The 5,031-nt window shown below is 36.8% G+C and carries 6 protein-coding genes; all 6 read left to right on the forward strand.

The features are described 5' to 3' along the window. A partial coding sequence (gene tet(L), locus NCCP2331_RS17970) for a tetracycline efflux MFS transporter Tet(L) (RefSeq protein WP_251672072.1) occupies positions 1–1,338 on the forward strand: 1,338 nt, incomplete at its 5' end. A 530-nt stretch (positions 1,339–1,868) separates the two neighbouring features. Further along, positions 1,869–3,173 carry a MobV family relaxase gene (gene mobV, locus NCCP2331_RS17975; RefSeq protein ID WP_039043705.1) on the forward strand — a complete coding sequence of 435 codons (1,305 nt, stop codon included), beginning with the start codon at positions 1,869–1,871 and terminating at the stop codon, positions 3,171–3,173. A gap of 466 nt (positions 3,174–3,639) precedes the next feature. Next, entirely contained in the window at positions 3,640–3,810 is a 171-nt protein-coding gene (locus NCCP2331_RS17980) for a hypothetical protein (RefSeq protein WP_012477453.1), read from the forward strand. A 73-nt stretch (positions 3,811–3,883) separates the two neighbouring features. Further along, positions 3,884–4,540, forward strand: coding sequence for a replication protein (locus tag NCCP2331_RS17985; protein ID WP_012290103.1), 657 nt, complete (start codon positions 3,884–3,886; stop codon positions 4,538–4,540). 19 nt (positions 4,541–4,559) lie between these two features. Further along, the gene (locus NCCP2331_RS17990; protein WP_039043706.1) at positions 4,560–4,775 is read left to right on the forward strand and encodes a hypothetical protein; all 216 of its coding nucleotides are present in this window, start codon (positions 4,560–4,562) and stop codon (positions 4,773–4,775) included. A 115-nt stretch (positions 4,776–4,890) separates the two neighbouring features. Then, the gene (locus tag NCCP2331_RS18510) at positions 4,891–4,953 is read left to right on the forward strand and encodes a tetracycline resistance efflux system leader peptide (protein WP_013762478.1); all 63 of its coding nucleotides are present in this window, start codon (positions 4,891–4,893) and stop codon (positions 4,951–4,953) included. Positions 4,954–5,031: the final 78 nt, after the last annotated feature.

Below are 5,031 nucleotides of genomic sequence, written 5' to 3' on the forward strand. Positions count from 1 at the left end.
TTAATTTGGCTTTGCGTTCTATCTTTTTTTAGCGTATTAAATGAAATGGTTTTGAACGTCTCATTACCTGATATTGCAAATGATTTTAATAAATCACCGGCGAGTACAAGCTGGGTGAACACAGCCTTTATGTTAACCTTTTCTATTGGAACAGCTCTATATGGAAAGCTATCTGATCAGCTAGGCATTAAAAGGTTACTCCTATTTGGGATTATAATAAATTGCTTCGGATCGGTAATTGGGTTTGTTGGACATTCTTTTTTTCCCATACTTATTCTGGCTCGATTTATTCAAGGAGCTGGTGCAGCTGCATTTCCAGCACTCGTGATGGTTGTAGTTGCGCGCTATATTCCAAAGGAAAATAGGGGTAAAGCGTTTGGTCTTATTGGCTCCATAGTAGCTATGGGAGAAGGTATCGGTCCAGCTATTGGTGGAATGATAGCTCATTTTATCCATTGGTCTTATCTTCTGCTCATTCCAATGATGACAATTATCACTGTTCCGTTCCTTATTAAATTGTTGAAAAAAGAAGTAAGGATAAAAGGTCATTTTGATATTGTAGGAATTATACTAATGTCAGTGGGCATTGTATTTTTTATGCTGTTTACAACATCTTATAACATTTCTTTTCTGATCATCAGTATTCTGTCATTCCTGATATTTGTAAAACATATTAGGAAAGTAACAGAACCTTTTGTTGAACCTGCACTGGGGAAAAATATTTCTTTTATAATTGGTGTCCTTTGTGGAGGACTTATATTTGGTACAGTAGCAGGGTTTATCTATATGGTTCCTTACATGATGAAAGATGTACATCAACTAAGTACTGCTGCAATTGGCAGTGTGATTATTTTCCCTGGAACAATGAGCGTTATTATCTTCGGTTACATTGGTGGATTACTTGTTGATAGAAAAGGTCCATTGTACGTGTTAACCATTGGAGTTACATTTCTTTCCGTTAGCTTTTTAATTGCTGCCTTTTTTTTAGAAGTAACACCATGGTTACTGACAATTATATTAGTTTTTGTTTTTGGTGGGCTGTCATTCACCAAAACAGTTATATCTACAATTGTTTCAAGTAGTTTGAAACAAAAGGAAGCTGGTGCCGGAATGAGTTTGCTTAATTTTACCAGTTTTTTATCAGAGGGAATAGGTATTGCAATTGTTGGTGGTTTATTATCTGTACGCTTACTGAATCAGAAGTTGCTACCTATGGACCTTGATCAATCCACTTATTTGTATAGTAATATGCTATTCCTTTTTACAGGAGTCGTTGTTACTAGTTGGCTGATCACCTTGAATGTATATAAACGAAGACAAATTCAATTTAAAAGTTGAATACCAGAGATAAATTAAATGACTTCTAGCTTTCTTAAGCAATCGGGCGCGATTGTTGAAGATCAGAAAATTTTTAAGAGGTGGCAAATTTGCCACCTCTTTTTATTTTCTTCGGCTAAAAGTGAAACTTTCTGCAGAAGAAAATACGTGGCAATTGTCAACGGTAAATGTCTGACTGAAGCGACAGCGAAAGGAATTTAAGGAGTTGACAATTTTGCTACACCCGAACCCTCTTGGCTCGTCAAAAGGCAACACCTTTTGACCTGCCAACCGGCGAGGGAGCCCCCTCAAAAAGTGAGGGGGTTGGGGGAGCTTTTTGGAGGGGGTCGAGGGGAAACTTTTCCCTCGTGGGTTTGGGCAAAGCCCATGATCTTTTCTTTTGCTTTTGAATTTGGGGGAGCGGTTTTTGCTCCCTTGCTTTTCGCCTCGCAGAGCACGTCCAGAAGAATTCTGGTATACCGTGTTATACCAAATGGTTTTGGCTCCTCTCGCCTGATGTGTTATTCTCTTCTCAAATGGAGGTGTACGAGATGGCGCACGTTCAGAAATTCACTAAAGGAAATATGCAAGGCTTGTCAATTCACTTAGACCGAAAAACAGAAAACCATTCCAACAAAAATATTGATACAGAGCGTACACATCTGAACTATGATTTATGCGAAAAAGACGGAGATACACTTTCCCGCATGGACGAAAGATTGAGTGAAGTTTATTGCATGAATCGGAAAGATGTAAAGGTGTGCTGTGAGTGGATCGTCACACTGCCTGAATCGCTTCACAATGAATCTGTTGAGTATCAGAGGAAATTCTTTGAGGAAACATACGAATTTCTTACAGATCGTTATGGAGGACAGGAGAACGTCGTTTCAGCGAATGTCCACAATGATGAAACAACCCCTCACATGCATTTTGATTTTGTTCCGGTTGTTTGGGATGAGAAAAAAGAGCGTGAAAAAGTATCAGCGAAAGAAGTGCTGACGAGATCGGAATTGAAAAGTTTTCACACTGATTTAGATAGACACTTGAAAGAGCGAATCCCTGAAATTTATCAAGAAGGAATTTTAAATGATAAGACGATCGGGATTGAAAATATTCATTCGCTGAAAAAATATTCAGCGGAGATTGAACAGCAGAAAGAGGAAATGGCTAACGAATTTAAGAGTTTTAAATATCCGCAAAAAGTTTTGAAAAGTATTGAGCGAGAAGTTGAGAAGAAAACTGTTGGAGTCTTTAATAAAAAAGAAGTAGTTATGTTGCCAGCGGAACGCTACGAGAAAATGAAAGAGTTATCGAATTCGAGTATTAGAATTCAACAACGATTTGATAAATACAAATCAAAAGCTGTTGAAGAAATTAAAAATTTAAAAGTAAATGTGAAAAATTTCGAGGAAGATAACGAACATCTTCGCTATCGAAATATTGATTTTGGTAGAGAAATTACATTGTTGCAAAAAGAGCGAGATCGACAAACAGAAAATGCAATTGTTTATAAAAGTATTTTGGAAGAAAAAGAGCCCGATCTTCAGATTAGTACGTTAGAATTTCAAGGCCGGTTAGTGCTTCATAATTTAGAGAATGACCGTATGCCAAAGAATAAAGAAGAGGGAGAAAACTGGCTGGAGATCCTCGAAGAAAATAAAGAAGAAAAGACGATTCCACAAAATCGACTTGAAAAAGCGATTGGTAAAATTAAATTGTTTTTAGAGAAATTTATAAAACGGGCTAAAGAAGCAGATTTCTCGATGGATTGGCTGGTGGAGAAAAACAAAGAACTTTCTCAGCAGCGGCAGCAACAGAAGAAAACGAAAAGCAGATCTAGTGGCATGGAGTTGTAATTGATCTTAGAATGCCCTTATTTCTCTTCAAAATCGTTTTTAAGAGCTTTTGAAGTAGTTTGCTAGGGTTTGTGTGGTTTTTTAAGCAATGCGGCTTAAAAAGGCTTGTGAGCGTTTTTAAAGTAATTAGAAATATGGTTTTAGATTTTTAGAAAAGCCCTGTGTTTTTTAAGGGCTTTTTTTGCTTTTTATGAACTGGATTTCGAACTAGATTTTACGAGGAGAGAGGGAAAAAGGGGGGGCTACTACGACCCCCCCTTTAAGTGCCGAGTGCCAATTTCAGCGAAAAAGCCGCACGAAGCCAGGTGGGACAAGGGTTTGTGGTGGGCGAGTTCTCGGCGACTTTTCAGCGACTTTTCAGCGACTTTTCAGCTGAATTTCGGAAATTTGTATTTCCCTGTAATGCTTTACTCCATCCGAATAATGTTATATACTAATAAAAAAACATGAGAAAGAAGGTTTTGTTATGGCTCAAAAAAATGAAAAAGAAGAAATGCAAAGTGTAACGATCCGTATTCCCAAAGAGTTGTATTTTGAATATAAGCAAGCTTTGTTGGAGCAAGGGAAAATTGTGACTTATGATGTGCGGAGATATATGAATGATGTTGTAGAAAATCATAAGAAGGGGCATCAATGAGCATAAAAAAAGAGCGCCTCTGCGAAAGGTACGCTCAATTTACAACTCATTTTTGTAAGGTGAATATATCATTATGGCTAAAGATAAAGCAAGATACTTCACGTTTTTATTATACCCCGAATCTATCCCTGAAGATTGGGAAATGAAATTAGAATCAATTGGTTTGCCGATTGCAATTAGTCCACTTCATGATAAAGATTTAAGTGATGTTGAAGGGCAAAAATATAAAAAGGCTCACTATCATGTAATTTATGTAGCAAAAAATCCAGTAACCACTGATAGTGTGCGTAAAAAAGTAAGACAAATTTTGGGCGATAAGAGTGTTTCTATGGTTCAAATTGTAGTTCAAAGCATGGAGAATATATATCTGTATTTAACTCATGAATCAAAAGATGCTATTGCTAAAAAGAAACGTGTGTATGACAAGAAAGACATTAAGCTGCTGAACAACTTTGATATTGATCGGTACATAACGCTTGATGCCGAAGACAAAGACGACATGTTGAATGATGTCTGTGATTTGATTGATGAAAATGGACTAGCAAACATTCGTGAGTTAAGGAGATTTGTTAAAACTCGTGGGGCTGAACATAATTTGCCTAGCATGAAGATAATAAACTCTGTTTTGCGGTCGCATACTGGATTGATTAGATTGTATTTCGATGCTGTTTATCAAGAACGGAAATATGGTCGAAGCGATTTCGACAAAGAAACAGGCGAATTAAAATGACAAAAAGGAGGTAGATTGAATGATTACTAGAGAAGATGAGGCGAATTTTCCTGATTTTAAAACAGTGTTGGAAGCAAAACAATATTTTAGAAAACGTTATGGCAAAAGCTATCGTGAAGGTGGCCGTGAGCAATTAGACGAAAATCATATTTGCTATTTTGACGAAGTTGATTATCAACCTGTTCAAATTTCTGTTTTTGATGATGGATCGGTTTTAGTTCATGTGGTTTATTGAGATACAAAAGATGTTCAACAAACGGGCCATTTAACGGAATAAGTGATGAAAACTGAATTTAAAACTTAGTCTGTATGTGGTAAAATGTTTCAATCAAGATTAGGAGGCATTAATTATGAAGTGCAATGAATGTAACAGGGTTCAATTAAAAGAGGGAAACGTATCATTAGCCCTATAAACTGCGTCTACCCTCATTATTGGAGGGCGAAATGTGAATACGTCTTATTCACAATCAAATTTACGACACAACCAAATT

This window comes from Sporosarcina sp. NCCP-2331, assembly GCF_023707945.1.
Classification (GTDB): Bacteria; Bacillota; Bacilli; order Bacillales_A; family Planococcaceae; genus Sporosarcina; species Sporosarcina cascadiensis.

What these genes read in the sequence shown, in the direction of transcription:
- mobV (WP_039043705.1), top strand. Translation starts at nt 1,869, where the DNA reads ATGGCGCACGTTCAGAAATTCACTAAAGGAAATATGCAAGGCTTGTCA.
- NCCP2331_RS17980 (WP_012477453.1), top strand. Translation starts at nt 3,640, where the DNA reads ATGGCTCAAAAAAATGAAAAAGAAGAAATGCAAAGTGTAACGATCCGT.
- NCCP2331_RS17985 (WP_012290103.1), top strand. Translation starts at nt 3,884, where the DNA reads ATGGCTAAAGATAAAGCAAGATACTTCACGTTTTTATTATACCCCGAA.
- NCCP2331_RS17990 (WP_039043706.1), top strand. Translation starts at nt 4,560, where the DNA reads ATGATTACTAGAGAAGATGAGGCGAATTTTCCTGATTTTAAAACAGTG.